This is a genomic window from Sphingomonas sp. BT-65 (assembly GCF_026107375.2).
Lineage (GTDB): Bacteria > Pseudomonadota > Alphaproteobacteria > Sphingomonadales > Sphingomonadaceae > Sphingomonas.
Map to the genome: position 1 here is coordinate 2588519 of NZ_JAPCIA010000001.1, position 24922 is coordinate 2613440.

The window sequence follows — 24922 nt, forward strand, 5'->3', positions numbered from 1 at the left end:
GTCCGCAATTGGGGCGAAAGCCGCTGCTACCTCGCCCCCAGCCCCCGCGCCAGCATCTCGGCGACCGTATCCGCCACGTCCGCAGCCTCGCGGTCCTCGTTCCACACGCCGTAGCGCAGCCCCAGGAACACGTTCATCCCCATGATCGCCCAGGCATGGACCTCGGACACGTCGGCGCGCAGCTCGCCGCGGTCGGCGGCGGCGCGCAGGCGCTTCTCGATGCGCTCGGCGGTAGTGGCGTAGTGAAGGCGGAAGCTCTCGGGGTCGACGAACTCGGCCTCGTCGATGATGCGGTAGATCTCCTTGTGCTTTCGCACGAAGCCGATGAAGGTTTCGAGACCGGCGCGCTCGGCGGCGATCTGTTCGGGCGCGGCGCGGATCGCGGGGGCGACATGCTCGCGCACCTGCTCGCTCATGTCGCGGACCAGCGCGCGGAACACCGCGTCCTTCGAATCGAAATAGGTGTAGAAGCTGCCCAGCGCGACGCCGGCGCGGCGCGTGATCCCGCTGATCGAGCCGTCGTGGAAGCCCTTCTCGCCGAACTCGACGGCCGCAGCGTCGAGGATCGCGCGCAGCGTGCGGCGGCCGCGCGCGGTGCGCGGCTCCTTGCCCTCGCTCGCCGCGCCCTCGCTCTTCGCCACTGTGACTGTGGCCGCCATGCCACGTTCCTCCGCCACTTGCGCCTCTCCCTGAATCCGGAAGTTGAAACCCGGTTCAGGTTTCACTATAGCGTCCTCCAACGTCTTACAAGCCGGGGCTTCATCCGGCTGTCATCTGGGGAGGAAAGCTTCGATGCTACGCCTGATTCCGTCTGTCCGCACGATCCTGAATGCAGGTGCCGCGCTCGGCGCGCTGACCGCGATGCCCGCGCTCGCACAGGACGCGCCGGCGGATGCCACGACTGCCGAGGAAGAGGCCGCGCCGGGCGAGATCGTCGTCACCGCGCGCCGCCGTGAGGAAAGCCTGCTCGACGTGCCGATCGCGGTGACCGCCTATAGTGGTGCGCAGCTCGAGGCGGCGGGCGCGATCGACGTGACCGACATCGCCGCGACCACCCCCAACGTCACGCTCGAAGTCTCGCGCGGCACCAACAACACGCTCTCCGCCTTCATCCGCGGCGTCGGCCAGCAGGATCCGGTCGCGGGCTTCGAGGCGGGCGTCGGCATCTATCTCGACGACGTGTATCTCAACCGTCCGCAGGCGGCGGTGATGGACATCTACGACGTCGAGCGGATCGAGGTGCTGCGCGGGCCGCAGGGCACGCTCTATGGCCGCAACACGATCGGCGGCGCGGTGAAGTACGTCACCAAGCGGTTGGGCGACACCCCCACGCTCAAGCTGCGCGGCACGTATGGGAGCTACGACCAGGCCGATGGCGTGATCAGCGGCAGCCTGCCGATCGGCGACGGCACGGTGCGCATCGGCGCGGCGGCGGCGCGGCTGTCGCGCGGCGGGTTCGGCACCAACCTCACCACGGGCCTCGAGAACTACAACAAGGACATCTGGGCGGCGCGCGGGACGATCGAGATCGTGCCCAGCGACGAGGCGTTCGTGCGCATCACCGGCGACTATACCAAGGACAAGAGCAACCCGCGCGGCGGCCACCGCCTGATCCCGTCGCTCGCCACGGGCGCGCCGGTGCTCGGCAACGTCTATGACAGCCGCGGCGGCCTCGTCGCGCCGACGCAGGACGTCGAGGCATGGGGCTTCTCGGGCCTGCTCGAATTCCGCCCGGCCGAGTGGCTCACCTTCCGCGCGATCACCGGCTATCGCAAGGATGACAGCTCGACTCCGATCGACTTCGACGCGCTGCCTGCGGTCGATGTCGACGTGCCCGCCTTCTACAATAACGAGCAGCTCAGCCAGGAAATCCAGTTCCTGATCGATACGGGCAACTTCAACGGTCTGATCGGTGGCTATTGGCTCGACGCCAAGGCCCGCACCGTGTTCGACGTGCGCACGCCGGGCACGGTCACCGCGCTGACCTATGGCGAGGTCGAGACCAAGACCGGGGCGATCTTCGGCGACTTCACCTATGACATCGGGATGTTCAGCCTGTCGGTCGGCGGCCGCTACACCTGGGACCGCCGCGAATCGATCGTCCAGCGCAACGTCTATCTCGGGTCATCGCCCTTCTTCGGGGGCACTACCGCGCCGATCCTCCGCCAGACCAATTTCCGCGGCAAGGCGGACTTTTCAAAGTTCACCCCGCGCGCCTCGATCAGCTTCAAGCCGACCGAGGACCACACGATCTACGCCTCCTATTCGAAGGGCTTCAAAGGCGGCGGCTTCGATCCGCGCGGCGTCGGCATCTCGGCGCCCGACCTCAACGGCAACGGCGTGGGCGGCCTGGGCGGCGACCAGGACGACATCTACAACTTCCTCTCGTTCGAGCCCGAGACGGTCGACAGCTATGAGCTGGGCTGGAAGGCGTCGCTGTTCGACCGCCGCCTGACCTTCGCCTTCGCCGGCTTCTATGCCGAGTACAAGGATGTGCAGGTGCCCGGATCGGTCGGCGTCACCGTCGGCGGGATCACCACCTTCGCCGGGATCACCACCAACGCCGGCAAGGCCGAGTTCAAGGGGCTGGAGTTCGAGGGCAACCTGGTCGCGGCGCGCGATTTCGGCACTGCGGGCGGCACGCTCAACCTCGGCTGGACGCTCGGCTATCTCGACGCCAAGTACAAGCAGTTCATCGACGCGCGCGGCATCGACGTGGCGGACCGCCGCGCGATCCAGAACACGCCTGACTGGACCGCCTCGGGCACCATCGCCTACACCGCGCCGGTCGGCGACGGTTCGGTCAACTTCAACACCACGCTTTCCTATCGCGGCGACAGCCAGCAGTTCGAGCTCCAGACGCCGGGCCTCGACCAGCCGGGCTATGCGCTGTGGGACGCGAATCTGGTGTGGGACATCAACGACACCTTCTCGATCGGCGTCCACGGCCGCAACCTGACCGACAAGCGCTACATCGTCGCGGGCTACAACTTCCTGCGCCAGAACCTCGACACCGGCCAGTTCATCCTGGCAAACGGCCAGCCGGGGATCAGCTCGACGCTGGGCGCGGAAGGGGTGCTCACCGCCTATTACGGCAACCCGCGCCAGGTGTTCGTCAGCGGCACGGTCAAGTTCTGATCGCTTTGCAGTCTTGAGTTTGGCAGACTGATCTGGCCGGACGCTCGCAGCGGGCGTCCGGCCAATATATTTTTCGAAGGGGAGGGACGGATGGCACAGAGCGGAGCGCCACAGGCAGGCCATGCGACACCCGGCTATCGCGGCCTCGTGCTCGCAATGCTGCTGCTGGTCTATACGTTCAATTTCCTCGACCGGCAGATCCTCGGCATCCTCGCCGTCCCGATCAAGGCGGACCTCGGCCTGACCGACGCCGAGTTCGGCGCGATCGGCGGCCTCGCCTTCGCACTGCTCTATTCGGTGCTCGGCGTCCCGCTCGCCTATCTCGCCGACCGCACCAGCCGCAGCGCGGTGATCGCCGGCAGCCTGGCGGTGTGGAGTGCGTTCACCGCGCTGTGCGGAACGGCGACGGGCTATTGGCAGCTGTTCCTCTACCGGCTCGGCGTCGGCGTCGGCGAGGCGGGCGGCGTCGCGCCATCCTATGCGCTGATCGCCGATTATTTCCCGCCCGAGAAGCGCGCGCGGGCGCTGGCCGTCTACTCGCTCGGCATCCCGGTGGGGCTGGCCGGCGGCACGCTGCTCGGCGCCTATATCGCCGCGCTGGTCGATTGGCGCACCGCGTTCATCGTGATGGGGATCGCCGGGATCGTGCTTGCGCCGATCTTCAAATATCTGGTGCGCGACCTGCCGCGCCCGGCTGCCGCAGCGCAAGCGACGCCGGTGGCACGGGTCTTCCCCATCCTCGCGAAGAAGCCCGCCTTCTGGCTGATGGCGTTCGCTGCGTCCTTCAGCTCGCTGTGCGGCTACGGCCTCGCGCTGTGGACGCCGTCGATCCTGATGCGCAGCTTCGGCTTCGGCCTGATCACCACCGGGCAATTCATGGGCTCGGTCCTGCTCATCGGCGGCGTCGCCGGGGTGTTCGCCGGGGGCTGGTTCGCCGACCGGCTGGGACGCAGCGATCGCGGCTGGTACGCCAGGCTGCCGGCGATCGCCTGGGCGATCACCGTCCCGACCTTCGCGTTCGGTTTCCTCAGCAGCTCGCCGATGCTCGCCTGGGCGCTGCTGCTGATCCCCAACGCGCTCAACATCCTGTGGCTGGGTCCGGTGACGACCGCGGTGCAGCACCTCGTCCCGCGCGAGATGCGCGCGACCGCGTCGGCGAGCTTTCTGCTGATCAACAATCTGATCGGCCTCGGCATCGGGCCGCTGCTGATGGGTGCGCTGTCAGATGCGCTCAAGTCGAGCCACGGCATCGAATCGCTGCGCTATGCGGCGGTGGCGTGCCTCGCCTTCTACGCGCTCGCCGCGGTGCTGATGCTGTCCGCGGTCAAGCCGCTGCGCCGCGGCTGGGTCGAGGACGCGGCCTGATCAGCCCGGCCGCCGCATGCCCTTGGTCCGGCTGGTGAGGTGATAGTCGCGGCATAGCGCGCAGCGATAGACGCGCAGGGTGACCTGCGCGTCGCGCGCCACCTGCATCGCTTCCTGTTCGGTCCGGAACCGCCGCTTGCGCGCGCAGATGCCGGGCCGCGTCTGCATCAGCGCTCGCGCGTCGCCATGAACTTCACCCGCGAATAGCGGTCGGCGACATAGCCGACTTCCCAGGCGGACTTGGCGAGGAACACCGGGTTGCCGTCGCGGTCCTTGGCCATGGCGGTGCGGTTCAAGTCCATGAATTCCTTCACGTCGCCCGCGTCGCCGCCGATCCAGCGCGCGGTGTCGAACGGTGCGGGCTCGAGCATCGCGCCAACCTTGTACTCGGCGTCGAGGCGGCTGAGCAGCACGTCGAGCTGGAGCTGCCCCACCACGCCGATGATCCAGTTGGAGCCGATCTCGGGATAGAAGACCTGGATCACCCCCTCCTCGGAGAGGTCGTCGAGCGCCTTGCGCAGCTGCTTGGTCTTGGTCGGGTCCTTGAGCTGGACGCGGCGCAGGATCTCGGGCGCGAAGTTGGGCAGGCCGGTGAAGCGGATGTCCGCCTTTTCGCTCAGCGTGTCGCCGACGCGCAGCGTGCCGTGATTGGGGATGCCGATGATGTCGCCGGGGAAGGCCTCGTCGGCCAGTTCGCGCTGCTGTGCGAAGAACATGATCGGCGAATGGATCGCGATCGGCTTGCCATGGCCGGTCGGGGTCAGCTTCATGCCGCGCTTGAAGGTACCCGAGACCAGCCGCATGAACGCAATGCGGTCGCGGTGGTTGGGGTCCATGTTGGCCTGGACCTTGAACACGAAGCCGGTGACCTCGCTATTGTCCGGCGAGACCGGCGCGGGCTCGGCGGGCAAGGCGTGCGGGGGCGGCGCGTGGCGCGCAATCGCGTCGATCAGCGAATCGACCCCGAACTCCTTGAGCGCCGAGCCGAAATAGACCGGGGTGAGGTCGCCGTTGCGATAGGCCTCGCCGTCGAACGATGCATAGCCCGCCAGCGCCAGCTCGGCATCCTCGCGCAGCTTGGCGAGATTCTGCTCGCCGAGGATCGCATCGAGCTGCGGATCGTCGAGGCCGCTGGTCTGCACCACCTTGCCCTGGAACTCGCGGCTGTCGCCTTCGGGCAGCAGCAGGCGGTTGGCGACGAGGTCGTACACCCCCTCGAACGTGCCGCCCATGCCGACCGGCCAGGTCATCGGCGCGACGTCGAGCTGGAGCAGCTCGGCGATCTCGTCGAGCGTCTCAAACACCTCGCGGCCTTCGCGGTCGACCTTGTTGACGAAGGTGATGATCGGCACGTTGCGCAGCCGGCACACCTCGAACAGCTTGCGCGTCTGGCTCTCGATACCCTTGGCGACGTCGATCACCATCACCGCGGAATCGACCGCGGTCAGCGTGCGGTAGGTGTCCTCGCTGAAATCCTCGTGGCCCGGCGTGTCGAGCAGGTTGAAGGTGATTCCGTCCCGCTCGAATGTCATCACCGAGCTGGTGACCGAGATGCCGCGCTGCTGCTCGATCTTCATCCAGTCCGATCGCGCGCGCCGCGCCTGCCCGCGCGCCTTGACCTCGCCCGCCAGATGGATCGCGCCGCCGAACAGCAGCAGCTTCTCGGTCAGCGTGGTCTTGCCGGCGTCAGGGTGGGAGATGATCGCGAAGGTGCGGCGACCAGGAATCGGGTTCTCGGGCATCGCGGCCCTCTAGCGGCAAGTGCGCCCCGATGCGAGACTTTCGATTTTAGAAACGATCGCTTTCGAACGTTGCACTTTTTCGACTCGGCGAGCGGTGTCATCTTTTGCGCACGCCGCGCTTCCCGCGAGGCGGTCCAAATCAAGGATGCGAGCGCATGAGCACCATCACCACCAGCGACGGCACCGAGATCTTCTACAAGGACTGGGGCCCCAAGGGCGCGACGCCGATCGTCTTCCATCACGGCTGGCCGCTCTCCGCGGACGACTGGGACAACCAGATGCTGTTCTTCCTGCACAAGGGCTATCGCGTGATCGCGCACGACCGGCGCGGGCACGGCCGCTCCTCGCAGACCTGGGAGGGGAACGAGATGGATACCTATGCCGCCGACGTCGCGGCTTTGGTGAAAGCACTCGACCTCAAGGGCGCGATCCATGTCGGCCATTCGACCGGCGGCGGCGAGGTGGCGCATTACGTCGCGCGTGCCGAGCCGGGCCGCGTCGCCAAGGCGGTGCTGATCGGCGCGGTGCCGCCGGTGATGGTCAAGAAGGACAGCAATCCCGAGGGCCTGCCGATCGAGGTGTTCGACGGCTTGCGCGAGGCGCTCCTCGCCAATCGCGCGCAATTCTACATCGATCTGCCGACGGGGCCTTTCTACGGCTTCAACCGCGAGGGCGCGAAGGTCAGCCAGGGGCTGATCGACAATTGGTGGCGCCAGGGCATGATGGGCGGCGCCAAGGCGCATTACGACTGCATCAAGGCGTTCAGCGAGACCGACTTCACCGAGGATCTGAAGGCGATCGAGGTCCCGGTGCTGGTGATGCACGGCACCGACGACCAGATCGTGCCCTATCATGACTCGGCGCCGAAATCGGCCGCGCTGCTCAAGAACGGCACGCTCAAGACCTATGACGGCCTGCCCCACGGCATGTGCGCGACGCATCCTGAGGTGGTGAACCCCGACCTGCTCGCCTTCATCGCGAGCTGAACGGCAACGCGGCGGGCCCGACGGCTCGCCGCGTCTTCAGGCCAGCGTCACCGTCATTGCGAAGCTGCGGTGCTCGCCCGGCCGCAATCGGACCATGCCGGGCTTGTCCCATATCTCGCTAGCGTATCCCACGGGGTCGGCATGGCCCTGCCAGGGCTCGACGCAGACGAAGCGCGCGCCCGGCTTGGTCCAGATCGCCAGCGTCGGCATCTCGGGGAAGGCGATGTCGAGCTGCGGTCCGGTCTTCCCGCCATAGCGCAGCGCCCGGCTTTGCGGCGCTTGCCACACTAGCGCGTCCTGGCCGAACAGATCGTCGCGCAGCCACAGCGTGTCACCCTCGACCGGCGTGTCGCGATTCGCTGCCCCGATCAGCCCGCCCTCGATCCGGTTGAGGCTGGCGGGCTCGTCCTGCGCGAAGATGATGCGGTGATCCTCCTTCGCGCCGCCATCGGGCAGCGGCCAGGCGAAAGCGGGGTGGAAGCCGAAGCTCGCGGGCATGTCGCGCGAATCGCGATTGGCGATGGTCACTTCCATGGTCAGCGTCGCGCCGTCGAGGGTGAACGCGGCGTCGAGCGCGAAGGCGAAGGGGTAGACGCGGCGGGTTTCTGCATCATCCTCGAGCCGGAAGACGGCGCGATCCGCCGCGCGGTCGGTCAGCGTAAAGGGACTCCGGCGGGCGAAACCGTGCTGGGGCAGGGCATATTCGCGGCCGTCGAGCCGATAGACGCCGCCATTGAGTGCGCCGACGATCGGGAACAGCAGTGGGGCGCGGCCGGTCCAATAGGCCGGATCGGCATCGGTCATCAGCTCGCGGCCATCGGCATCGGTCAAGCTCGACAGCTCGGCACCCAGCGGGTTGATCCGCGCCGTCAGAATGCCGTTGGCGATCTCGAGCATCAGTCGCGATCGGGCGCGCCGAGCGGGAAATAGCGGCGGAACTCGCGCGCCTCGTCGATCGCCCGCGCGAAGCTCGGGCGATCGACGAGGCGCCCGCGATAGGCGCGGAGCGCGGCGCAGGCGTCGGGGATCGGGTGCGCCCAGTCGGCATAGAAGAGCGACGGCCCCGCGGCGCAGTCGGCGAGGCCGAAGTCCCCCGCGGCCCATTGCCGGCCCGCCATGTGCGCGTCGAGCCAGGCATAGGCCTTGTCGAGCGTCGCGCGTGCCTCGGCGACGCCATGCGGGTCCCGGGCGCCGTCGGGGCGGAGCGCATCGCCGACGATCTTCTGCAACGGCGTCATCACATAATTGTCGAAGACGCGGTCGAGCAGCCGCGCTTCCATCCCGCCGGCGACGAAATGCGGCGCGATATGCTCGACGATGATGCTCGCCTCGGGCAGCGTCCATTCGTCGTCGACCAGCACCGGGAAGCGCTTGAGCGGCCACAGCGCCTCGAACTCGGCGTTCACCGCCGGGTCGGGCCCGACGACGCGGAACTCGAATGCGGTCGCGGTCTCATAGAACGCGATCAGCGCCTTCTGGCAGTAAGACGAAAATGGGTGGCCGTAGAGGATCATTGCGCGTCCCGATGTACCGCGAAACCGGCGAACGACTGGTTGACCGGCATCATTTCCATCACGTTGATGTTAAGGTGCGGCGGGAGTTGCGCCACCCAGAGGATCATCGCGGCGATGTCGTCCGCGGTCATCGGGCCGGCGCCGCCATAGAGCTTGTCCGACGCTTCCTGGCTGCCGGTGCGCACCAGGGTGAATTCGGTTTCGGCCATGCCCGGCTCGATCGAGGTGACGCGCACCCCGGTGCCGGCGAGGTCGGAGCGCAGCGACAGGCTGAACTGGTGCACGAACGCCTTGGTCCCGCCATAGACGTTGGCGCCGAGATAGGGATAGGTCGCCGCGATCGAGGACAGGTTGATGATCGCGCCGCGGCGCTCGATCAGCAGCGGCAGCAGCTTGTGGGTGATCGCGACCAGGGCGGTGACGTTGGTGTCGATCATCACCCGCCAATTGTCGAGCGAGGCGTCCTGCGCCTTCTCGGTGCCGCGCGCGAGGCCGGCGTTGTTGACCAGCAGGTCGATGCCGCGGAAGGCCTCGGGCAGGGTATCGAGGGCGGCGTTGCGGGCGGCCTCGTCGCGGATGTCGAAAACCGCCGGGTGGAACATGTCGTCGCCGAGCTCGGCCTTGAGCGCCTCCAGCCGGTCGGCACGCCGTCCCGTGCCGATCACCCGCCAGCCGGCGGCCGTGAACGCGCGCGCGGCGGCGGCGCCGAAGCCGGAGGTTGCGCCGGTGATGAGGGCGGTCTTCATGCCAGTTCCTTATGCGTCGAATCGGGGGCGGGGCAGGGCGAGAACCCACTGATCGCCGTCATACCGGTCCATCAGATCAAGCTCGCCCTGGTCATACTGGATCTCGGTGCCGGCCGGACACCCCAGCACGGGCAAGTGAAACCTCAGCAGCTCGCGCGCGGCATCGATATCGATGGTATCGACATCGATGCCGCAATATTCGACGGTGCGGTCGCCATTCTCGTCGGGCGCGCTCATGAGCTGTCCGCCACCGCTGACATAGCCGAGCGCCGTCAGTTGCAGCTCCGCATCGATCGGATCGCCGAACCGCGTCTCACGCTCCTCGGGCTCGAGCGGCACGGGCAGCAGGACATAGATGAACGACGTATCGTCCGGCTCTTCGCGCGGCTTGATCAGGCTTTTGAAGAACCGTCCGATCATCTCAACCCCTCAGCACCGCGCCCAGCTTGCCCGCCGCGGCGACGACCTTGTCGGCCACCGCCTTGATCTCGGCATCGGTGAAGCTCTTCTCGCCAGGCTGCAGCGTCACCTCGATCGCGAGGCTCTTGCGGCCCTCCTCGACGCCCGCGCCGGTGAACAGGTCGAACAATCGCGCATCGGTGATCGCCGCCTTGTCGGCGCCCTTGACCGCGCGCACGAGGTCGCCCGCGGCAAGCTCGGCGGGAACGATGAAGGCGAAGTCGCGGGTCACCGTCTGCAGCGCGGGCGGGGTGTAGGCGGCGCGCATGAAGCCAGTCGCGCGCTTGGCGGGAATCGCGTCGAGGAAGATCTCGACCGCCGCGACCGGGCCGTCGAGGTCGAACTGCTTCAAGAGCGCCGGGTGCAGCATGCCGAAGGCGGCGAGCACGGTCTTGGGTCCGAGCCGCAACGTCGCCGACTGGCCGGGATGCCAGGCCTCGCCGGCCTCCCCCATCACCTGGAGATTCGCCACGGGCGCACCCGCGGCTTCGAGCAGCGCCAGCGCCTCGGCCTTGGCGGCATAGGCGGTGAAGGGCTGCGCCCTGCCATTCATCCAGCCGCGCGGCGTGGCGTCGCCCGCCAGGACCGCGGTTAGGGTGAGCTTCTCGCTGTCGGCGAGATAGCGACGGCCGATCTCGAACAGGCGCACGCTCGTCGCGCCGCGCTTCGCATTGCGGCCCGCGGCCATCAGCAGCCCGGGCAGCAGCGAGGGGCGCATGACCTTCAGATCCTCGCTGATCGGATTGGCGAGCGTCCAGGCGCCGCCGCCAAAGGGCGCGGCTTCCTGCTCGGCGATGAAGCTCCACGTCACCGCTTCGTTGAGCCCGCGCGCCGCCGCGGTGCGGCGCATGCGGCGCTCGAGCTTCTGTTCGGCGGTCGCGGTGGGCTTGGCGACGCCCGCCTCGCACGGCAGCGGGGTCGAGGGCACCTTGTCGATCCCCTCGATGCGGATCACTTCCTCGACCAGATCGGCCGGGCCGTCGATGTCGCGGCGCCAGCTCGGCGCGGTGACGCGGAAGGCGTCGTAGCCCGCGTCGATCCCGACCGGATCGCCATTCGCGTCGAGCGGCTCGACGGTGAAGCCGAGCGATTCGAGGATCTGCTGCTGGCGGCCGGCGGGGATCGCGAGCCCGCCGAGCGTCTCGGCCAGCGCGGGATCATAGCCGAGCGTCAGCCCGACGCGTGGCGGCGTGCCCGCGCGGGTCACGCCGCTGGCGGTGCCGCCGCACAGCTCGACCACCAGCCGCGTCGCGATGGCGAGGCCGTCGTCGAGGAATTCGGGATCGACTCCGCGCTCGAAGCGCGAGCGCGCGTCCGAGGTCAGCATCAGCTTCTGGCCGGTGCGCGCGATATGCTCGGGATCGAAATAGGCGCATTCGATCAGCACGTCGGTGGTGCTCTCGGAACAGCCCGATTCCTCGCCGCCCATGATGCCGCCGATGTCGTGGACCGCGACGTCGTCGGCGATCACGGTCATCGTCGTATCGAGCGTGTAGGTCTTGCCGTTGAGCGCCAGCACCTGCTCGCCGTCCCTGGCCTTGCGCGCCACGAGCGCGCCGGTCAGCTTGGCGCGATCATAGACATGCAGCGGGCGGCCGAGATCGACGCTGACATAGTTGGTGATGTCGACCAGCGCGCTGATCGGCTTCTGGCCGATCGCGGCGAGGCGCTTGCGCATCCATTCGGGCGATTCGCCATTGGTCACGCCGCTCACCGACTGGCCATAGAAGGCAGGGCAGCCCTCGGGGTCGTCGGTGCGGACGTCGGGGCCGGGGCCATGGCCCGCCACTGGTTCGACCGCGAGGGGCTTGAGCGTGCCGAGCCCCGCCGCCGCGAGGTCGCGCGCGATGCCGCGCACGCCCATGCAGTCCTGGCGGTTGGGGGTGATCGACACGTCGAACACCGGATCGTTGAGGCCCGCATAGTCGGGGAATCTGGTGCCGATGGGCGCGTCTTCGGGAAGTTCGATGATGCCCTCATGATCGTCGCCAAGCTCAAGCTCGCGCGTGGAGCACATCATGCCGTTCGATTCGACGCCGCGCACCGCGGCGACCTTGAGCACCATGCCGTTGGCGGGGACCACCGCGCCGGGAAGCCCGAGCACGCCGACCAGCCCGGCGCGGGCGTTGGGGGCGCCGCACACGACCTGAAGCGGCACGCCGTCGCCGGTGTCGACGGTCAGCACCTGAAGCTTGTCGGCCTGCGGATGACGCTCGGCGGTGAGGACGCGCGCGACGCAGAACGCCGCGAGCTTCTCGCCGGGGTTCTCGATGCCCTCGACCTCGAGGCCGATGCGGGTCAGCGCTTCGTCGATCTGGTCGAGCGTCGCGTCGGTGTCGAGATGCTGCTTGAGCCAGGAGAGGGTGAACTTCATGCGCCCACTCCTCCGCTCAGCGTGGGTACGTCGAGCGCCGAGAAGCCGTAGTGGCGGAGCCAGCGCAGGTCGCCGTCGAAGAAGGCGCGCAGATCGTCCATCCCGTATTTGAGCATCGCGAGGCGATCGATCCCGCAGCCGAAGGCGAAGCCCTGCCACTGGTCGGGGTCATAGCCGCCGGCCGCGATCACCTTGCGGTGGACCATGCCGCTGCCGAGCACCTCCATCCAGCCTTCCGAGCCGCCGATCACGCGCTTGCCGTTGACGATCGAGAAGCCGACATCGACCTCCGCCGAAGGCTCGGTGAAGGGGAAGTAGCTGGGCCGGAGCCGCAGCACGATGTCGTCGCGCTCGAAGAACGCCTTGAGGAAGGTCTCCAGCGTCCATTTGAGGTGGCCGAGCGTGATGCCCTTGTCGATCACCAGCCCCTCGACCTGATGGAACATCGGGGTATGGGTGGCGTCGCTGTCCGAGCGGTAGGTGCGGCCGGGGGCAATGATGCGCACCGGCTGCTGGCCCCCGGCGGCCTTCATCGCGCGGATCTGCACCGGCGAGGTGTGGGTGCGCAATACCATCGGCGTGGCGTGCTCGCCGGCGAGGTAGAAAGTGTCGTGCATCGCCCGCGCGGGATGCGTCTCGGGGATGTTGAGCGCGCTGAAATTGTGCCAGTCGTCCTCGATCTCGGGCCCGGTGGCGACCGCGAAGCCGAGATCGGCGAAGATCTCGGCGAGTTCGTCCATCACCTGGCTGACCGGGTGGACGCTGCCCGTTGGGACGCCGTCGACCGGCAGCGTCATGTCGAGCGTCTCGGCGGCGAGCTTGGCCTCCAGCGCCGCACCCTCCAGCGCGGTCTTGCGCGCGGCGATCGCCTCGGTCACCGCCTCGCGCAGCGCATGGATGCGCGGGCCGGTTTCCTGACGCTCCTCGGGGCTCATCGCGCCCAGCGTCTTGAGCAGCCCGGTGACGGCGCCCTGCTTGCCAAGCGCGTGCACGCGCACCGCGTCGAGCGCATCGATGCCCGCCGCGGCATCGACGGAGGCGAGCAGATCGGCCTGGAGTTGGTCGAGATCGGTGGTCATCGAATATCCGTTCGTTGGTCGCTGTGGCCCGAACCGCAGTCGGGCGCGAAGGTCAAGGCTTAGACGCGGCTTCCGAACAGCGCCGCACCGAAGGCGACGAAGATTCCGCCCGTGACGCGGTTGAACAGGCGCTGGCGGTTGGGGCGCGCGAGCCAGGCGGCGAGCGAACGGCCGCCGAACGCATAGACGGTGTACCAGAAGACCTCGATCACGATGAAGCTCGCCACCAGGATCGCGAGCTGCGGCGCGAAGGGCTTGGCCGTGTCGAGGAACTGCGGGAACAGCGCCGCGGCGAAGACGATTAGCTTGGGGTTGGAGAAGCCGGTACCGAGCCCGGTCGCGTACATCGCCCGCAGCGAGGGCGGGGCTGGCTTCTCGGCATTTGCATCGCCGCCGACCGGCGCGCGCCACGCCTTGATGCCGAGCCAGACGAGATAGGCGACGCCGGCATAGCGCAGCAGGTCGAACAGCATCGGCGATGCCTTGAGCAGCGCGCCGAGGCCCGCGGCGGAGGCGAACAGGCAGGCGAGGACGGCGGTCATCAGCCCCGCCATCGACGCGGCCGAGCGGCGCACGCCATGATGGATGCTCTGGGTCATGACGTGCAGCATGTTCGGCCCCGGCGTCGCGGCGATCAGGAACACGGCGGTGACATAGAGCCACCAGGTCTGGAGCGTCATTGACATTCCCTTCAGAAACCACATCCGTCACCCCGGCCTCGTGCCGGGGTCCACCGTGCCGCGCGCGCCACGTTGGAGCCTCTTGCGCATAGCCTGCCGACCGGTGGATCCCGGAACAAGTCCGGGATGACGAGAGGGGCGGGCAGTGCGAAACCAAAAAGGGCGCCGGTGTCTCCACCGGCGCCCCATTTGTTCGATCGCGTGCAGCGGCCTCAGGCGGCCTGGGGCAGCGCCGCCTTCGCCTGCGCGATGATGGCGGTAAACGCCTCGCCCTCATGCATCGCGATGTCGGCCAGGACCTTGCGGTCCAGTTCGATGCCCGCGAGCTTCAGGCCGTGCATGAATTGCGAATAGCTGAGGCCTTCCGCGCGGACGCCGGCGTTGATGCGCTGGATCCAGAGGGCGCGGAAGCTGCGCTTCTTCACCTTGCGGTCGCGATAGGCGTACTGGCCGGCCTTCTCGACGGCCTGGCGCGCGATGCGGATGGTGTTCTTGCGACGACCATAATAGCCCTTCGCCTGATCCAGAATCCGCTTATGCTTCGCCTTGGTGGTCGTACCACGCTTCACTCGTGCCATGTCCTGGTCTCCTTACTTCAGGCCGTACGGCGCCCACAGGCGCACGTGGCCGGCATCGGAGTCGGACAGGACCGACGTGCCGCGGTTGGTGCGAATATATTTCGCGTTGTGGCTGCTCAGCCGGTGGCGCTTGCCGGCGACGCCGTGCTTCACCAGGCCGGTCGCGGTGAATTTGAAGCGCTTCTTCACACCGCTCTTGGTCTTCATCTTGGGCATTTTCGTCTCCATTTTACGCGCGACGATCTTGAACGGCCCCGGCAGCCCTAGTTAGCCGGGCAGTTCCCTGAATCGCGGAAAGGCGGGCCTGTAGCGGGAAAGGTCGCGCTTTGCAACCACAGGGAACCCTCCGGTGGTTACGAGTCTTTTCAGCAACATGGCCGACCGGGATTCCCCGATCGTCGCGGCGGATGCGGCGCCAGCCGATCCACCGGAGACCGCGCCGCCAGCAGAGGAAAAGCGCCGCTGGCCGCGGCCGCTCGTCATCGCGCTGCGGGTGGTCGGCGGGATCCTGCTCGCGCTGTTCCTCGCCTGGGCGATCCTCTACGTCACCAAGGGCCGCTTCCTCAAGGGCACGTTCGAGCGGATCGCCAGCAGCCAGACCGGCCGCACGGTCAGGGTCGCGGGCGACTTCCAGTTCTATTTCAACCCGATCAACGTGAAATATGTCTCCGAAGGGCTGACCGTCTCGAACCCGGCCTGGGCAGGCGGGGGTGACTTCTTCGCGGCGAAGCGGATCGAGGCCAATGTCGCGACCTTCTCGTTCATCTGGGGCGAGCGGCGGATCAACATCCTCGACCTGCAGGGCGGGACGGTCGACCTGCGCTGGGACGAGGCCGGGCGGCGCAACAGCTGGACCTTCAGCGAGGAGAAGGGCGAGCCGCTCGACCTGCCGCTGATCCGCCGCGCGGTGGTGGCGGGGACGCGCATCCGCTATCGCGACCCGCGCCTGCGGCTCGCCGCGAACATCGCGGTCGACACGGTCGAGGCGCGCGACGATCGCCTCGCCAACTCGATCCACTTCCGCGGCGACGGCACCGCGCGGGGCACGCCGTTCACCTTGTGGGGCGCGCTGCTCTCGCCCAACGCGACGGTGGCGGGTGGGCACAACCAGCTCGCGCTGCGCATCAACGCGGTGCGTACCCGCGCCGACATCACCGGCACGCTGCCCGGCGCGACCGAGATCGAGGGCGCGGACCTGCATGCCGATGTGCGCGGCGCCAATCTTGCCGACGCGTTCGCGGTGTTCGGCATCGCGGTGCCCGACACGCGCAGCTACCGGCTGCGCTCGGCGCTGACCAAGCAGGGCGCGGAATGGCGCTTCACCGGGCTGCGCGGGCGATTCGGCGACAGCGACCTGGCCGGGCGGATGACGGTGCGCATCGGCGAGCCGCGATTGTTCCTCGACGCCGACCTGACCACGCGCTCGCTCGACATCGTCGATGCCGGGCCGTTCATCGGTTACAGCCCGAGCGAGTCGGTGAGCGGCAACGTCACCGAACGGGTCGGCGGCACCACCCGCATCCTTCCCGACGCGCCGCTGCGTGTCGAGGCGCTGCGCAATTTCGACGCGCGGGTGAGCTGGAAGGTTGCGCGGGTGCGCGCCGAACAGCTGCCGCTCAGCGACGTCACGCTCGGGCTCAGCCTCGACGACCGGTTGCTCAAGCTCTCGCCGTTCAACTTCGCGATGGCGCGCGGCACGGTGAGTTCGGACATCACGATCAATGCGCGCAACCCGGCGGTGTTCACCGATTACGACATCCGCCTCTCGCCGACGCCGATGGGGGTGCTGCTCAGGGGGCTGGGGGTCGAGGAATCGGGTACCACCGGCACGCTCAGCGCGCGCGTGAAAATGACCGGCACCGGGGACAGCGTGCGCAAGTCGCTCGCCGCGTCCAACGGCCGGATCGCGGTGGTCCTGCCGCGCGGGAGCTTCTGGACGCGCAACATCCAGCTCTCCGAGCTCGACATCGGCACGTTCGTCCAGAAGATGTTCGAGGGGCGCCTCAAGGAGCCGGTGCAGATCAACTGCGGGCTGATCGCCTTCTCGGTGCGGAACGGGATCGCCGCGGCCGACCCGATCCTGATCGACACGCAGAAGAATGTGATGCTCGGGCGCGGCGGCTTCAGCTTCCGCAACGAATCGCTCGACCTCGCCTTCCGCGCCGATTCGAAGAAGTTCAGCCTGTTCGCCGGCCAGTCGCCGGTCGGCATCGGCGGCTCGTTCGCGCGGCCGAGCATCGACGTGATCAGCCCCGAGCTGCTCGGCCGCGCCGGCGCCGGGCTCGGACTCGGCGTGGTCGCGACGCCGATCGCCTCGCTCCTCGCTTTCGTCGATGTCGGCGACGCCAAGTCGGCCGATTGCGGACCGGTCCTTGCGGGCGCTACCGCGCGGGCGCAACGCGACACCAAGGGGCGCCCGCGCGACGATGTCGGCAAGGGCACCACCGCCAAATCCGAAGACGGCAGCCGCTCGAAGGGCGAGCGCCGCGAACAGCGCAAGAAGTTTCTGGGGATTTTCTGATGCGGCCACGCCTTTCCGTCCTGACGCTCGGCGTCGCCGATCTCGAACGGTCGCTGGCCTTCTACCGTGACGGCCTGGGGCTGCCTAGCGAAGGCATCGTCGGCCGCGAGTTCGAGCATGGCGCGGTCGCCTTCTTCCAGCTCACCGGGGGCGTGCGGCTCGCGATCTGGGCGCAGGACGACATCGTCCATGATACCGGGCTCGCCAAGACGCCCGCGAGCCCGACCGCCTTCACGCTCGGCCATAATGTGTCGAGCCGGGAGGAAGTGGCCGAGGTGATCGAGCAGGCGCGTCGCGCAGGCGCCGAGATCGTCAAGGAACCGGCGGACACCTTCTATGGCGGCCATGCCGGCTATTTCCGCGATCCCGACGGCCATGTCTGGGAAGTGGTGTGGAACCCGGCGGCGCTGCCCGACGACGAGGCGGAGGACTGAACCGGGCGCTCAATGCCCGCGGCAGGCGAGCGCCTCGATGATCTCCTCGATCCGCGCCGGGTCGCCCGCGGCGATCACCTCGCCGTTGCTTCCCGCATGGAGCGGATCGCCCTGCCAGTCGCACATCCGCCCGCCCGCGCCCTCGACCACCGGCACCAGCGCGGCGAAGTCGTGGAGCTTGAGCCCCGCCTCGATCACCAGGTCGAGATGGCCCGAGGCGACGAGGCCGTAATTATAGCAGTCGCCGCCGAGCACGGTGCTCATCACCGCGGCGTCGACATGCTCGAAGGCGTGGAGCTGGTCATCGCTGAACAGGGCGGGGGAGGTGGTGGCGAGCAGCGCCTTCGACAGCTCGCGGCAGGTGCGCGCGATGGCAGGCTTGCCGTTGAACAGCGTCTCGCGCCCGGTGACGCCGAGCCAGCGCTCGCCGATGACCGGCTGGTCGATGATGCCGAGCACTGGCCAGCCATCCTCGAGCAAGGCGATCAGCGTGCCGAAGATCGGGCGGCCGACGATGAAGCTGCGCGTGCCGTCGATCGGGTCGAGCACCCAGGTCCGGCCGCTGGTGCCCTGACGCTCCTCTTCTTCCTCGCCGACGATGCCGTCCATTGGGCGTTCGGCGATGATCAGCCGCCGCATCGCCGCCTCGGCCTCCTTGTCGGCGAGCGTCACCGGCGAGGCGTCGTCCTTGGCCTCCAGGCCATGCTCGGTGCGGAAATAGGGGCGGATCGCGGCGCCCGCGGCATCGGCGAGGCGCTCTGCGAGATCGATATCGGCTTGGGAGACTGGCATGGTGCGGCCCTAGCCGCCGCGCCTGGCCCCTGCCAAGCTCAGAAGGGGAACCAGCGGCTCTTCTCGCTGAACTTCATATAGCCGACATTGGCGCCCGCGCGCCAGCCGACGCCGAGGCGGACCGGGATCAGTACCACGTCGCCGCGGCGCAGATAGCTCGCCGAGAAGCCGCCGACGAAATAGAGCCGGCCCTCGCCCGCCGGGAAGCGCTTGTAGAGCTCCTGGCTGTCGTAGAGGTTATAGACCAGCACGAACACCTTGTTGGCGTCGCCGCCGATGTCGAAGCCGACCGACGGCCCGGTCCAGAACACCTTGCGCTCGCCCTCGACCGCATGGACCATCTGGCCCGAGCCGTAGCGCAGCCCGACCACGATCGCGCCCGAGCCTTCGCTGCCGGCGATATAGGCATTGGGCTCGCCCTGTTCCTTGAGGATGTCCTCGATCAGCGCGGCGAGGCCGCTCGCGCCCTTGCCGAACACGCCCTCGGCCGCGGCGACGAGGCGCACCCGGTCGAAGGTCGTGGGCGCGTCGGGCTTGGCGAGGCCGTTGGCGGCGGCCACCGGCGTGGCCGTGCCAGCGGGGGCGGCGGTGACCGGGGCGGTTTCGCCGGTCGTGGAGTCGGCGGGCGGGGTGTATTCGGCGCCCGGATCGACCGTCTCGTCGGCGGGGGGCGGCGCTTCGTCCGCGGGAATCGGGTCCTGCGCGGGCGGGGTCGTGGTCTGCGGCTGGTTGAGGTCGGCGTCGATCGCGCTGTTAGGATCGACGGTGCGGATGCTCTGCGCCAGCGCCGGGGCCGCCGCCATCGGCGCCGTCAGTGCCATCATGAGTCCGATCAGTACGCGCCGCATTGGTAAACCCTCCCGCCAGCCTGCCATTAGGTCGCCACGTGCGACGGCGGCAATGAACGGGCGATGACCCGAGTCGATTTTGCGTCCACCCGAGTCGCCTGCGCGGCGAAATGCCGCCGAACGCCCCATTGATCGCCCGCACGCGGCTCGCTATAGCCCGCGCTCCGCCGCTGGACCGGAGACGTGGGTGAGTGGCTGAAACCAACGCTTTGCTAAAGCGTCGTACGGGGAACCGTACCGAGGGTTCGAATCCCTCCGTCTCCGCCACCGGCCCGGCCCGCTGCTCGATGCAGGCCCAAGCGACTCGCAATCGTCATCGCTTGCTGGCATCTCCGGCGCTGATGCGTTCGCTGCTTTTCTTCCCGCTCGTCGCTTTTGCCGTTCCCGCCATCGCGCAGGTCCGCGCCGTGCCGACCCAGCCCGCTTCGGAGCGCGAGGCGCTGCGTGGGGTCGAGGTGATCCTGCTCAACGAGGGTGCCGTCCCCGTTCCCGCCGAGGGGCCGCGCCAGATCGAGGTGACCGCGGCCGACGGCACGCGGATGACGCTCGAGCGCCTGCCCGCGCCCGCCGCGACGATCCAGCCCGGCGGCTTCGTCAAGGCGCGCTACGTGCCCGTCGCCTATGCCGCGCGCCCGGCACCGCCAATCGCGGGCGAGCTCCCGCCGGGGGTGGGCCGCGCCTATCCGGCCGATGTCCGTACCGCCGCGGCCGCCGATCCCGACGGCGAGACCGAGGTGCGCCGTTCGGCCGGCACCTCCTCGGGCTTCCTCACCCGCTTCGCATCGCACGAGCCGGTCTATGGTGTATTCGGTCCGGGCGACTCGGGCGCGAAGATCCAATTCAGCTTCGCCTTCCAGCCGTTCCGCGACGACAGCGCGCTCAGCGGCTTCAAGTTCGCCTATACCCAGACGATGTTCTGGCGGCTCGACCTGCCCTCGGGTCCGTTCGAACACACCACCTATTCGCCCGAGGTCTTCTACGAGAAGGCGGTCGACGAGAGCGCGGCGTTCGGCCTCGGCTGGCGGCACGATTCGAACGGCGAGGGGACGGGGACGACGATCGATTCCAACCGCATCTTCGCGCGCTTCACCAAGGCGTTCGACCTCGGCGACGGCTGGCGCGCCGAGGTGACGCCGCAGGCCTGGGTCTATGTCGGCAAGCAGGGCGTCGCGCCCGATCTCGACCGCTATTGGGGCAACGCCTCGCTCGGTTTCACGCTGGTCAAGCCCGACAGCGTGAAGCTCAGCCTCAACGTGCGCGGCAATCCCGACAGCGGGCGTGGCGCGGCCGAATTGTTTGCTTCCTATCCGCTCGCCGATCTCGGCGGCGGGTTCGGCATCTATCTGTTCGGGCAAGGCTTCACCGGCCACGGCGAGGCGCTCGATGATTATCGCCGCCGCGACACCCATGCGCGGCTCGGCATTTCGCTTACCCGCTAGGCTTGGCGGCAAGGTTGCAGGGGCGCATAGTCCGCCCGAACGAAGGAGAATCCCGATGCGTGTCGCGTTGATTGCCGCCCCCTTGGCCCTAGCTGCTGCCCTGACCGCCGCCATTCCCGCCTCGGCGCAACTCGCCGCGGGTGCGGCCGCGCCCGATTTCAACACGGTCGGCGCGCTGGCCGGCAAGGAGTTCAAGCTCCACCTCAAGGCCCAGCTCAAGAAGGGCCCGGTGGTCCTCTATTTCTACCCGATGTCGTTCACGCCGGGCTGCAGCGCGGAGGCCCAGGCCTTCGCCGCCGCGACGCCCGAGTTCAAGGCGGCCGGGGCGACGGTGATCGGCATGGCGGCCGATCCGATCGAGAAGCTCAAGGATTTCTCGACCAAGGATTGCGCGAGCAAGTTCGCGGTGGCGCAGGCGACGCCCGCGATCATCGAGGGCTATGACGTCGCGCTCAAGCGCAACGGCACCAAGACGGCGATGGCCAGCCGCACCAGCTTCGTCATCGCGCCCGACGGCAAGATCCTCTACGCGCATAGCGACATGAGCCCCGCGCCGCACATCCGCAACACCCTCGCCGCGGTCAAGGAATGGCGGGCTAAGCGGCAGAAATAGTGGCGATTAATATGCTTATTAGGCCCGAAACGATTTCACGGGATATTAGCAGTTAGCGCCTAGACCCAGGCTCATCGGAATGCGTTGGCGGGCGCGTGTGGACGGCGCCCGCGATGAGCGTGGGGATGGATTTATGACGGTGGCGAGGGCCGCGCGTCCAGTCGATGCCGTTGACCCGGCCCGGCTGTTGTACGAGCGCATCGGCACATTCCTGTTCGACCAGCGGCTGGAGCCGGATCCGGCGAATTTCGCGTTCGCCTGGCACCTGCTCCACGATCCCGCGGGTCCGCTGGCCAAGGCGGTCGCCGCGCTCACCGACGGCGGCGTTCGTCTCACCCAGCGCGACATCGCATCGCTCGGCTGCGAGGCCCCGGCAAGCGCCCACGGCGCGCGCGAGAAGGCCGACGGCCTCGTCGCGCAGACCCAGATGCAGGTCGAGGGCTTTCAGGACATGGTGCAGGCGATGCGCACCGAGACGCAGGGGTTCGGCCGCGATCTCGCCGCGAGCGCCGATGCGATCCGCCGGTTCGGCGACCGGAAGGAGGGCGCGTTGTTCGACGAGCTCTCTCGCGTGACCGCGACGATGCTCGAACGCGTCCACAGCGCCGAGACGCGCCTGGAAAGCGCGACGCGCGAGGCGAGCGAGCTGCGCGACAAGCTCGAGGAAGCGCGCGACAATGCCCGCCGCGATCCGCTGACCGGCCTGCCCAATCGCCGCGCGTTCGAGGAAGCCTTCGCCGCGCAGGCGGACGTCGGCGACGGCATGTGCGTCGCGGTGTGCGACGTCGATCATTTCAAAGGGGTCAACGATCGCTTCGGCCATGCGGTGGGCGATCGCGTGCTCAAGACGATCGGCGAGGCGCTGGTCGAGAGCTGTCCGGCGCAGTTCGTCGCGCGCTATGGCGGCGAGGAGTTCGCCGTCCTGTTCGCCGACGCTGATATCGCGCGGGCGCGAGTCACGCTCGACAATGCCCGCGCGAGCGTCGCCGCCAAGCGCTACCGGCTGCGCGAGACCGACGAGCCGCTGGGCGAGATCACCTTCTCGGCGGGGCTCACGCGGGTCGCGGCGGGCGAATCCTTCGGCACCAGCTTCGGCCGCGCCGACCGGTTGCTCTATGCGGCGAAGAAAGACGGGCGCAACTGCGTCCGGGCCAGCTGATTATTGGGAATTTACGCCATTTGGATTGGCGAAATTTGCCAGAATATTCAGTAACAAAATTATAATCCCTTGAAATTCAGGCAGTTATTGAAACTGGCACGCACCCTGCAAATACCTTGGCATCCCGCCGGACGGTCTGGCGGAACTGCACAGGGAGTTAAAATCATGGTCCTCCGTTTCGAAGCTTTCAGCCGCTACGCGCTCTCGCTGGTCGGCGCCGCCGCCTTCACCGCGGTGATGATCGCCAACACTGTCAGCATGGGTCCGGTCGCCTGACCGGACCCCGCCAACAGGAGAAACAACATGGCACGCCAGATCCTCGTCGGGGTCGTTTCCTTCGGTCTCACCACGGTGATGATCCTGACCACCACCGCCATGCCGGGCTCGGGCGTCATCGCCTGAGCCCCGCAGGCCGGGGCCGCCCAGGCCGCCTTGGCCAATCAACTTGGTTTTGGATTATCCGGGCGCGATGAGTCGCTGTCGCCGTCCCGCTTGATGAAGCTGATCCTCCCCTCGGGTTCGAGGATCGCCCAGGCGACTTCCCCAAGATGCGCGATGCCCGCCAGCCGCATCTCCGATTCGATCTCCGCCCGGGTCAGCCGGTCGCGCTCGAGATTGGCCGCGACCAGCTCGCCATCGCGGACCAGCACGCGCGGCGCGCCCTCGACCACGCGCTGCGCGCGCGGTGAGAGATAGACCACCCAGCCGAGCACCACCGTCCAGAAGGCGAAGGTCGCGATCGCCAGCGTCGCGCCGGTCAGGCTGAAGTCGTTGTGCGTGATCCCCTGCTGGATCAGGTCGCCGACCACCACCAGCATCACCAGCTCGAACGGCGTCATCTGTCCGAGCTCGCGCTTGCCCATCAGCCGCAGCAGCGCGAACAGGATCGCGAACATGATCGTGGCGCGGATGACGATGTCCATCAGGGCAGCACCGTGATCTCGACCGGGATCGCCGCGAGCGGGCGTTCGCCGTCGTGCAGCTCGATCGTGCCGCGCGTCCCGGCGAACAGCGGCGGGTTGATCTGGCCGTCGATCTTGATCTCGAGCACCTCACCCGGCGCGAGCGGACCATAGCTGAAGCGGAACGCGCCCTTGCCGGCCTTCTCCTCGCCCGGCGCAGGGATCATCGTGTTGATCGTCATGTCGCGCCACAAGGCGGCGGGGACAACGATCACGGCGTCGGCGATCGGCGCCTTGGCGGTGACGTGAAGGCGGGTTTCGAAGAACATCCCGTTGCGCACCACGCGGGGGGTGTGGACCTCAAGCCGTGCGGCGGGCGCATCGGTCACCAGGTTCCGCGCCTTGCCGCCGCCGAACGCACCCAGCAGCGCCGCCAGCATCACCGCGCCGAGCACCGCCAGCGACAGCCAGTTGAGATTCGCGCCGCCCCGCTCGGCGGCGGCCGTGATCCCGTCGGGATAGCTTGGACTGGGCGCGTTCGCGGACATGGTTCGCGATGGTAACGACTGATCGCCGTGCAAGGTTTCGCGCGGCGGAACCCCGCCCCGCGCCCGCCGGTTCTTTGCGCGAGGAGTAGAGACGATGACCGACACGGCGGAAATGATCCATGAGGACGCGCTGCCCGGCGACGAGCACAAGCTCGATCCCAAGCCGCAATGGCAGCCGCGCTATCCCGGCTCGGGCCGGCTCCAGGGCAAGGCGGCGCTGATCACCGGCGCGGACAGCGGCATCGGCCGCGCGGTCGCGGCGCTGTTCGCGCGCGAGGGCGCGGATATCGGCATCCTCTATCTGCTCGAGGACAAGGATGCCGAGGACACCAAGGCGATCGTCGAGGCCGAAGGCGGCCGCGCGATCACGATCAAGGCCGATGTCGGCTCGAAGAAGATGTGCGACCGCGCGGTCGAGGCGATGATCGAGGCGTTCGGGCGGCTCGACATCCTCGTCAACAATGCCGGCGAGCAGCATCCCGACAAGGATATCCGAGACATCACCGAGGAACAGCTGCTGCGCACCTTCCAGACCAACATCTTCGGCATGTTCTACCTGGTCCAGGCCGCACTGCCGCACCTGGGCGAGGGATCGGCGATCATCAATTGCACGTCGGTCACGATGTACCAGGGGTCGAAGGAGCTGCTCGACTATTCGAGCACCAAGGGCGCGATCACGGCGTTCACGCGCTCGCTGTCGGAGAATCTGATCGGCAAGGGCATCCGCGTGAACGCCGTCGCGCCGGGCCCGATCTGGACTCCGCTCAACCCCAGCGGCGGCGCCAGTCCCGAAAAGCTCGAGACGTTCGGCGAGGACACGCCGATGGGCCGCCCCGGCCAGCCCAACGAAGTCGCGCCGAGCTTCCTGTTCCTGGCCTGCGAGGATTCGAGCTACATGTCGGGGCAGGTGCTGCATCCCAATGGCGGGACGATCGTCAACGGATAGCGCTCGTCGTTCGACGGACGACCGTTGACGGCCTGAGTCGCCAAGCGCATGGGGCGGCC

Annotated in this window: 25 protein-coding genes and 1 tRNA gene; 10 read left to right on the top strand and 16 right to left on the bottom strand. The window is 68.1% G+C overall.

Features of this window, described 5'->3' with window-relative positions:
- Positions 1-26 precede the first annotated feature (26 nt).
- Positions 27-659: a TetR/AcrR family transcriptional regulator gene (locus OK349_RS12480; protein WP_265118604.1), complete on the bottom strand. Its 633-nt coding sequence runs from the start codon at positions 657-659 to the stop codon at positions 27-29.
- Between the two features lie 133 nt (positions 660-792).
- Here OK349_RS12480 and OK349_RS12485 point away from each other — a divergent pair, with 133 nt between their 5' ends.
- Positions 793-3138 (top strand): TonB-dependent receptor, encoded by a 2346-nt coding sequence (locus tag OK349_RS12485; RefSeq protein WP_265118124.1) that lies wholly within the window; start codon positions 793-795, stop codon positions 3136-3138.
- 90 nt (positions 3139-3228) lie between these two features.
- Complete coding sequence (locus tag OK349_RS12490; RefSeq protein WP_265118125.1) at positions 3229-4503, top strand: spinster family MFS transporter; 1275 nt, start codon at positions 3229-3231, stop codon at positions 4501-4503.
- Here OK349_RS12490 and OK349_RS12495 read toward each other — a convergent pair whose 3' ends face one another.
- Entirely contained in the window at positions 4504-4671 is a 168-nt protein-coding gene (locus OK349_RS12495; protein ID WP_265118126.1) for a hypothetical protein, read from the bottom strand.
- Positions 4671-6245, bottom strand: coding sequence for a peptide chain release factor 3 (locus OK349_RS12500; protein WP_265118127.1), 1575 nt, complete (start codon positions 6243-6245; stop codon positions 4671-4673). The genes OK349_RS12495 and OK349_RS12500 overlap by 1 nt, the downstream gene beginning before the upstream one ends.
- Before the next feature lie 155 nt (positions 6246-6400).
- Here OK349_RS12500 and OK349_RS12505 point away from each other — a divergent pair, with 155 nt between their 5' ends.
- Positions 6401-7231: an alpha/beta fold hydrolase gene (locus OK349_RS12505; protein WP_265118128.1), complete on the top strand. Its 831-nt coding sequence runs from the start codon at positions 6401-6403 to the stop codon at positions 7229-7231.
- Between the two features lie 36 nt (positions 7232-7267).
- Here OK349_RS12505 and OK349_RS12510 read toward each other — a convergent pair whose 3' ends face one another.
- From OK349_RS12510 to rpmI, 9 genes are all read right to left on the bottom strand, one after another.
- Positions 7268-8128, bottom strand: a complete 861-nt coding sequence (locus tag OK349_RS12510) for an aldose 1-epimerase family protein (RefSeq protein WP_265118129.1) — start codon at positions 8126-8128, stop codon at positions 7268-7270.
- On the bottom strand, positions 8128-8745 hold the full coding sequence (locus OK349_RS12515) for a glutathione S-transferase family protein (protein WP_265118130.1): 618 nt from the start codon (positions 8743-8745) through the stop codon (positions 8128-8130). Before OK349_RS12515 ends, OK349_RS12510 begins: the two co-directional genes overlap by 1 nt.
- On the bottom strand, positions 8742-9491 hold the full coding sequence (locus OK349_RS12520; protein WP_265118131.1) for an SDR family NAD(P)-dependent oxidoreductase: 750 nt from the start codon (positions 9489-9491) through the stop codon (positions 8742-8744). The genes OK349_RS12515 and OK349_RS12520 overlap by 4 nt, the downstream gene beginning before the upstream one ends.
- A gap of 9 nt (positions 9492-9500) precedes the next feature.
- Complete coding sequence (locus tag OK349_RS12525; protein ID WP_265118132.1) at positions 9501-9911, bottom strand: hypothetical protein; 411 nt, start codon at positions 9909-9911, stop codon at positions 9501-9503.
- A 1-nt stretch (position 9912) separates the two neighbouring features.
- The gene (gene pheT, locus OK349_RS12530; RefSeq protein ID WP_265118133.1) at positions 9913-12324 is read right to left on the bottom strand and encodes a phenylalanine--tRNA ligase subunit beta; all 2412 of its coding nucleotides are present in this window, start codon (positions 12322-12324) and stop codon (positions 9913-9915) included.
- Entirely contained in the window at positions 12321-13403 is a 1083-nt protein-coding gene (gene pheS / locus OK349_RS12535; RefSeq protein WP_265118134.1) for a phenylalanine--tRNA ligase subunit alpha, read from the bottom strand. The genes pheT and pheS overlap by 4 nt, the downstream gene beginning before the upstream one ends.
- Positions 13404-13462: 59 nt before the next feature.
- On the bottom strand, positions 13463-14083 hold the full coding sequence (locus tag OK349_RS12540) for a LysE family translocator (RefSeq protein WP_265118135.1): 621 nt from the start codon (positions 14081-14083) through the stop codon (positions 13463-13465).
- 212 nt (positions 14084-14295) lie between these two features.
- On the bottom strand, positions 14296-14661 hold the full coding sequence (rplT, locus tag OK349_RS12545; RefSeq protein ID WP_265118136.1) for a 50S ribosomal protein L20: 366 nt from the start codon (positions 14659-14661) through the stop codon (positions 14296-14298).
- Between the two features lie 12 nt (positions 14662-14673).
- Entirely contained in the window at positions 14674-14877 is a 204-nt protein-coding gene (gene rpmI, locus OK349_RS12550; RefSeq protein ID WP_265118137.1) for a 50S ribosomal protein L35, read from the bottom strand.
- A gap of 157 nt (positions 14878-15034) precedes the next feature.
- Here rpmI and OK349_RS12555 point away from each other — a divergent pair, with 157 nt between their 5' ends.
- Both OK349_RS12555 and OK349_RS12560 read left to right on the top strand, forming a co-directional pair.
- Positions 15035-17182, top strand: a complete 2148-nt coding sequence (locus OK349_RS12555; RefSeq protein WP_265118605.1) for an AsmA family protein — start codon at positions 15035-15037, stop codon at positions 17180-17182.
- On the top strand, positions 17182-17616 hold the full coding sequence (locus tag OK349_RS12560; RefSeq protein ID WP_265118138.1) for a VOC family protein: 435 nt from the start codon (positions 17182-17184) through the stop codon (positions 17614-17616). Before OK349_RS12555 ends, OK349_RS12560 begins: the two co-directional genes overlap by 1 nt.
- A gap of 9 nt (positions 17617-17625) precedes the next feature.
- On the opposite strand, the gene hisN is transcribed toward OK349_RS12560, so the two are convergent.
- Both hisN and OK349_RS12570 read right to left on the bottom strand, forming a co-directional pair.
- On the bottom strand, positions 17626-18408 hold the full coding sequence (hisN, locus tag OK349_RS12565; protein WP_265118139.1) for a histidinol-phosphatase: 783 nt from the start codon (positions 18406-18408) through the stop codon (positions 17626-17628).
- 38 nt (positions 18409-18446) lie between these two features.
- The gene (locus OK349_RS12570) at positions 18447-19256 is read right to left on the bottom strand and encodes an EipA family protein (RefSeq protein WP_265118140.1); all 810 of its coding nucleotides are present in this window, start codon (positions 19254-19256) and stop codon (positions 18447-18449) included.
- A 177-nt stretch (positions 19257-19433) separates the two neighbouring features.
- Here OK349_RS12570 and OK349_RS12575 point away from each other — a divergent pair.
- From OK349_RS12575 to OK349_RS12590, 4 genes are all read left to right on the top strand, one after another.
- Positions 19434-19523: transfer RNA gene (locus OK349_RS12575), tRNA-Ser, on the top strand.
- Between the two features lie 74 nt (positions 19524-19597).
- Positions 19598-20695, top strand: a complete 1098-nt coding sequence (locus OK349_RS12580) for a phospholipase A (protein WP_265118141.1) — start codon at positions 19598-19600, stop codon at positions 20693-20695.
- Between the two features lie 55 nt (positions 20696-20750).
- Positions 20751-21308: a peroxiredoxin gene (locus tag OK349_RS12585; RefSeq protein WP_265118142.1), complete on the top strand. Its 558-nt coding sequence runs from the start codon at positions 20751-20753 to the stop codon at positions 21306-21308.
- A gap of 133 nt (positions 21309-21441) precedes the next feature.
- Positions 21442-22467: a GGDEF domain-containing protein gene (locus OK349_RS12590; RefSeq protein ID WP_265118143.1), complete on the top strand. Its 1026-nt coding sequence runs from the start codon at positions 21442-21444 to the stop codon at positions 22465-22467.
- A gap of 440 nt (positions 22468-22907) precedes the next feature.
- Here the strand turns inward: OK349_RS12590 and OK349_RS12595 are convergent, their stop codons facing one another.
- Entirely contained in the window at positions 22908-23390 is a 483-nt protein-coding gene (locus OK349_RS12595) for a DUF421 domain-containing protein (protein ID WP_265118144.1), read from the bottom strand.
- A complete protein-coding gene (locus tag OK349_RS12600; protein ID WP_265118145.1) occupies positions 23390-23917 on the bottom strand; it encodes a hypothetical protein in 528 nt (175 codons plus the stop codon). The genes OK349_RS12595 and OK349_RS12600 overlap by 1 nt, the downstream gene beginning before the upstream one ends.
- Before the next feature lie 94 nt (positions 23918-24011).
- Here OK349_RS12600 and OK349_RS12605 point away from each other — a divergent pair, with 94 nt between their 5' ends.
- Positions 24012-24863, top strand: a complete 852-nt coding sequence (locus OK349_RS12605) for an SDR family oxidoreductase (protein WP_265118146.1) — start codon at positions 24012-24014, stop codon at positions 24861-24863.
- Positions 24864-24922: the final 59 nt, after the last annotated feature.

What these genes read in the sequence shown, in the direction of transcription:
- OK349_RS12585 (WP_265118142.1), top strand. Translation starts at nt 20,751, where the DNA reads ATGCGTGTCGCGTTGATTGCCGCCCCCTTGGCCCTAGCTGCTGCCCTG.
- rpmI (WP_265118137.1), bottom strand. Translation starts at nt 14,877, where the DNA reads ATGCCCAAGATGAAGACCAAGAGCGGTGTGAAGAAGCGCTTCAAATTC.
- OK349_RS12510 (WP_265118129.1), bottom strand. Translation starts at nt 8,128, where the DNA reads ATGCTCGAGATCGCCAACGGCATTCTGACGGCGCGGATCAACCCGCTG.
- OK349_RS12525 (WP_265118132.1), bottom strand. Translation starts at nt 9,911, where the DNA reads ATGATCGGACGGTTCTTCAAAAGCCTGATCAAGCCGCGCGAAGAGCCG.
- hisN (WP_265118139.1), bottom strand. Translation starts at nt 18,408, where the DNA reads ATGCCAGTCTCCCAAGCCGATATCGATCTCGCAGAGCGCCTCGCCGAT.
- OK349_RS12485 (WP_265118124.1), top strand. Translation starts at nt 793, where the DNA reads ATGCTACGCCTGATTCCGTCTGTCCGCACGATCCTGAATGCAGGTGCC.
- OK349_RS12590 (WP_265118143.1), top strand. Translation starts at nt 21,442, where the DNA reads ATGACGGTGGCGAGGGCCGCGCGTCCAGTCGATGCCGTTGACCCGGCC.
- OK349_RS12480 (WP_265118604.1), bottom strand. Translation starts at nt 659, where the DNA reads ATGGCGGCCACAGTCACAGTGGCGAAGAGCGAGGGCGCGGCGAGCGAG.
- OK349_RS12605 (WP_265118146.1), top strand. Translation starts at nt 24,012, where the DNA reads ATGACCGACACGGCGGAAATGATCCATGAGGACGCGCTGCCCGGCGAC.
- OK349_RS12515 (WP_265118130.1), bottom strand. Translation starts at nt 8,745, where the DNA reads ATGATCCTCTACGGCCACCCATTTTCGTCTTACTGCCAGAAGGCGCTG.
- OK349_RS12505 (WP_265118128.1), top strand. Translation starts at nt 6,401, where the DNA reads ATGAGCACCATCACCACCAGCGACGGCACCGAGATCTTCTACAAGGAC.
- OK349_RS12500 (WP_265118127.1), bottom strand. Translation starts at nt 6,245, where the DNA reads ATGCCCGAGAACCCGATTCCTGGTCGCCGCACCTTCGCGATCATCTCC.
- OK349_RS12595 (WP_265118144.1), bottom strand. Translation starts at nt 23,390, where the DNA reads ATGGACATCGTCATCCGCGCCACGATCATGTTCGCGATCCTGTTCGCG.
- OK349_RS12580 (WP_265118141.1), top strand. Translation starts at nt 19,598, where the DNA reads ATGCGTTCGCTGCTTTTCTTCCCGCTCGTCGCTTTTGCCGTTCCCGCC.
- OK349_RS12540 (WP_265118135.1), bottom strand. Translation starts at nt 14,083, where the DNA reads ATGACGCTCCAGACCTGGTGGCTCTATGTCACCGCCGTGTTCCTGATC.
- pheT (WP_265118133.1), bottom strand. Translation starts at nt 12,324, where the DNA reads ATGAAGTTCACCCTCTCCTGGCTCAAGCAGCATCTCGACACCGACGCG.
- OK349_RS12495 (WP_265118126.1), bottom strand. Translation starts at nt 4,671, where the DNA reads ATGCAGACGCGGCCCGGCATCTGCGCGCGCAAGCGGCGGTTCCGGACC.
- OK349_RS12600 (WP_265118145.1), bottom strand. Translation starts at nt 23,917, where the DNA reads ATGTCCGCGAACGCGCCCAGTCCAAGCTATCCCGACGGGATCACGGCC.
- OK349_RS12555 (WP_265118605.1), top strand. Translation starts at nt 15,035, where the DNA reads ATGGCCGACCGGGATTCCCCGATCGTCGCGGCGGATGCGGCGCCAGCC.
- OK349_RS12490 (WP_265118125.1), top strand. Translation starts at nt 3,229, where the DNA reads ATGGCACAGAGCGGAGCGCCACAGGCAGGCCATGCGACACCCGGCTAT.
- OK349_RS12560 (WP_265118138.1), top strand. Translation starts at nt 17,182, where the DNA reads ATGCGGCCACGCCTTTCCGTCCTGACGCTCGGCGTCGCCGATCTCGAA.
- pheS (WP_265118134.1), bottom strand. Translation starts at nt 13,403, where the DNA reads ATGACCACCGATCTCGACCAACTCCAGGCCGATCTGCTCGCCTCCGTC.
- OK349_RS12570 (WP_265118140.1), bottom strand. Translation starts at nt 19,256, where the DNA reads ATGCGGCGCGTACTGATCGGACTCATGATGGCACTGACGGCGCCGATG.
- OK349_RS12520 (WP_265118131.1), bottom strand. Translation starts at nt 9,491, where the DNA reads ATGAAGACCGCCCTCATCACCGGCGCAACCTCCGGCTTCGGCGCCGCC.
- rplT (WP_265118136.1), bottom strand. Translation starts at nt 14,661, where the DNA reads ATGGCACGAGTGAAGCGTGGTACGACCACCAAGGCGAAGCATAAGCGG.